General features: G+C 41.8%; 1 protein-coding gene. It reads right to left on the bottom strand.

What is annotated here, in order from left to right; genetic code table 11:
• Nucleotides 1–290 precede the first annotated feature (290 nt).
• The gene (locus AB6E08_RS23035) at nucleotides 291–1,916 is read right to left on the bottom strand and encodes a methyl-accepting chemotaxis protein (RefSeq protein WP_017101452.1); all 1,626 of its coding nucleotides are present in this window, start codon (nucleotides 1,914–1,916) and stop codon (nucleotides 291–293) included.
• Between the last annotated feature and the right edge of the window lie 372 nt (nucleotides 1,917–2,288).

Raw genomic sequence — 2,288 nt, 5'->3', positions numbered from 1 at the left:
AACCACCGACACGAGGATTTTCAATCCTCTGCTCTACCGACTGAGCTATCCGGGCGACGAGGTGTATTAAACGTGTTTTCGCGTTCTGGGTCAACATTAAATTGCAAAAAAAGTATTGTTTGATGTTTTTCTATACTTAGTGGGTTGTTTTTGTTCGTTTGGGTAGAAAAACCTAGGTCTAGCATGCCTTAAAAGATGGCAAAACTACGGTTAACTGCTTTGAATGAGCGCTGAAATAAAAAAAGCACGTATGAAAACGTGCTTTTATATTAAAGGTTTTTCTCGAGAGTTTAGTGTTTTACTTCAAACCTATTTACCCAAGTCTCTAATTCGTTAGAAAGAGAAGCTAAAGTTTGAGTACTGTTATGGCTTTCCGTTACGACATCGCTCAGTTGGTTGCCACTTTCTTCAATCATATTGATACGCTTCGATATATCATCGCTTACCTGGGTCTGTTCAGCGGCTGCTGTTGCGATTTGATGGCTCATTGATGATATAGACTCTAATGCAATCACAATCTGTTGTAGCGCTTCAGAGGCATTCTGAGACTCTGCTACAGTACTTTCACTCGTTGCCGCACACACATTCATTGTTTGAATGGCGTTACGGGAACCTTCTTGAAGATTATTGATCATTAACTGAATCTCTTTGGTGCTCGATTGCGTTCGACCAGCAAGATTACGTACCTCATCCGCCACTACTGCAAATCCACGACCTTGTTCACCCGCTCGCGCAGCCTCAATAGCAGCGTTAAGTGCTAACAGGTTAGTTTGCTCTGCAATATCGCCTATAACGTCCAATACCTTAACAATATTGTTTACGTCGTTGTCTAGGTTAGCAACAGCTTCACTGGCTGTACCTAATTGTCCTGCTAGGCCTTGAATATTATCTACTGTGTTGTGGATTAGGAGCTGAGTATGTTGGCTTTGTTTGTCTGCCTCGTCGGTGTTACGAGCTGTATCGCCAGCTGAATCGGCAACATTATTTGCTGAAGACGCCATCTCAGTCATTGCGGTTGCGATCATTTCAGTTGATTGTTGCTGAGTTTCAGTAAGTTGAGCGATAGAACCTGCACGATCTTCCACGCGCTGTAATTCGCCTCTTAACGCTAGCATTGAAGAGTTGAGGTTTGATACTAACTCTGCCAGTGATTGACTCATTTGTTGTACAGCGTGATAGATACTGCCTTGCTCAGCTTGAGTCTCAAACGATGTTTGGATTTTTCCTTCTGCGACAGCTTGTACTGCTTCTCTTACGTCTTTGGGTTCACCGCCAAGTAGCGATAGCATACGTTTAATTGAGATAATCAAGCTTGAAAGAATGACACCAGCAATAGCCAAACATAAAATCAGTTGCCATTGTGCTGTTGACCAAAACCTTGCGTTGACTTCATTGAAGCCGATACCTGTACCTACGACCCAACCCCAATGAGGTGTTTTTTCTGCGATGGACAGTTTTTCTTCAATGCTTCCGTCGGGGAGTTTTTGTGTCCAGGTGTATTCGACTATTTGTCCTGTTCTATTGCCAAGTGCTCGCTGAATAAGTTGGCCAACGCTATTTCCATCGCCATCTTTAAAATCATTAAAGCTGGTTCCGTGTAGTTGCGGATCTAAAGGTGTTGCGACAAAAGTCATATCTTCATCAGCAACATATACATATTCATTGTCTTTATAGATATTGTTGCGCAGTAGGCGAGTGGCCAGCTGTTTGGCTTGTTGTTCTTCTAGAGTGCCATCAATAGCCATTTTTTCGACTTCAGTAAGAATGCTGTATGCACTTTTAAATAGCTCTGTCACGCGAGCTTTGTTGTCTATGTTGCTAGCAACTCTTAAGGTCCATAAACCTGTAGCCGTAAGTGCGAGCAAGGCAATCAAAATGATGCCTGATAATAAATAAGCTTGCGTTTTTAATTTCATATTTCCCCGTGCAGCGATCTAATAATAAGTATGGTGTATCATTCACGAATCTTAAGCTAAGTCGTGTAGTGCAGGTATCAGAAAGGTATCAAAACATGATGAAGATTAAATTTACGAAGAAAAAAAAGTCCCCAGAAGAACATTTTTCGCTGTCAAATGAATAAACAGAGGCAAGAGCAATTACTCTATTGAGGGTGGCGGACGTAGTCCATTTACTAGAAGATCAAGATTTAATGTTGAACTGATGTGTTATTGAATTGCGTTACTTTTATTCAAACGAAAAAAAGCCAAGTCTCTCGACTTGGCTTTCTTGAATGTGGCTCCCCTTGCAAGACTTGAACTTGCGACATACGGATTAACAGTCCGCCGTTC

It is taken from the genome of Vibrio sp. 10N.247.310.24, assembly GCF_041467175.1.
Classification (GTDB): domain Bacteria; phylum Pseudomonadota; class Gammaproteobacteria; order Enterobacterales; family Vibrionaceae; genus Vibrio; species Vibrio tasmaniensis_A.
The sequence above is the reverse complement of the archived record's forward strand: the minus strand, read 5'-3'. Positions and strand labels throughout refer to the sequence as shown.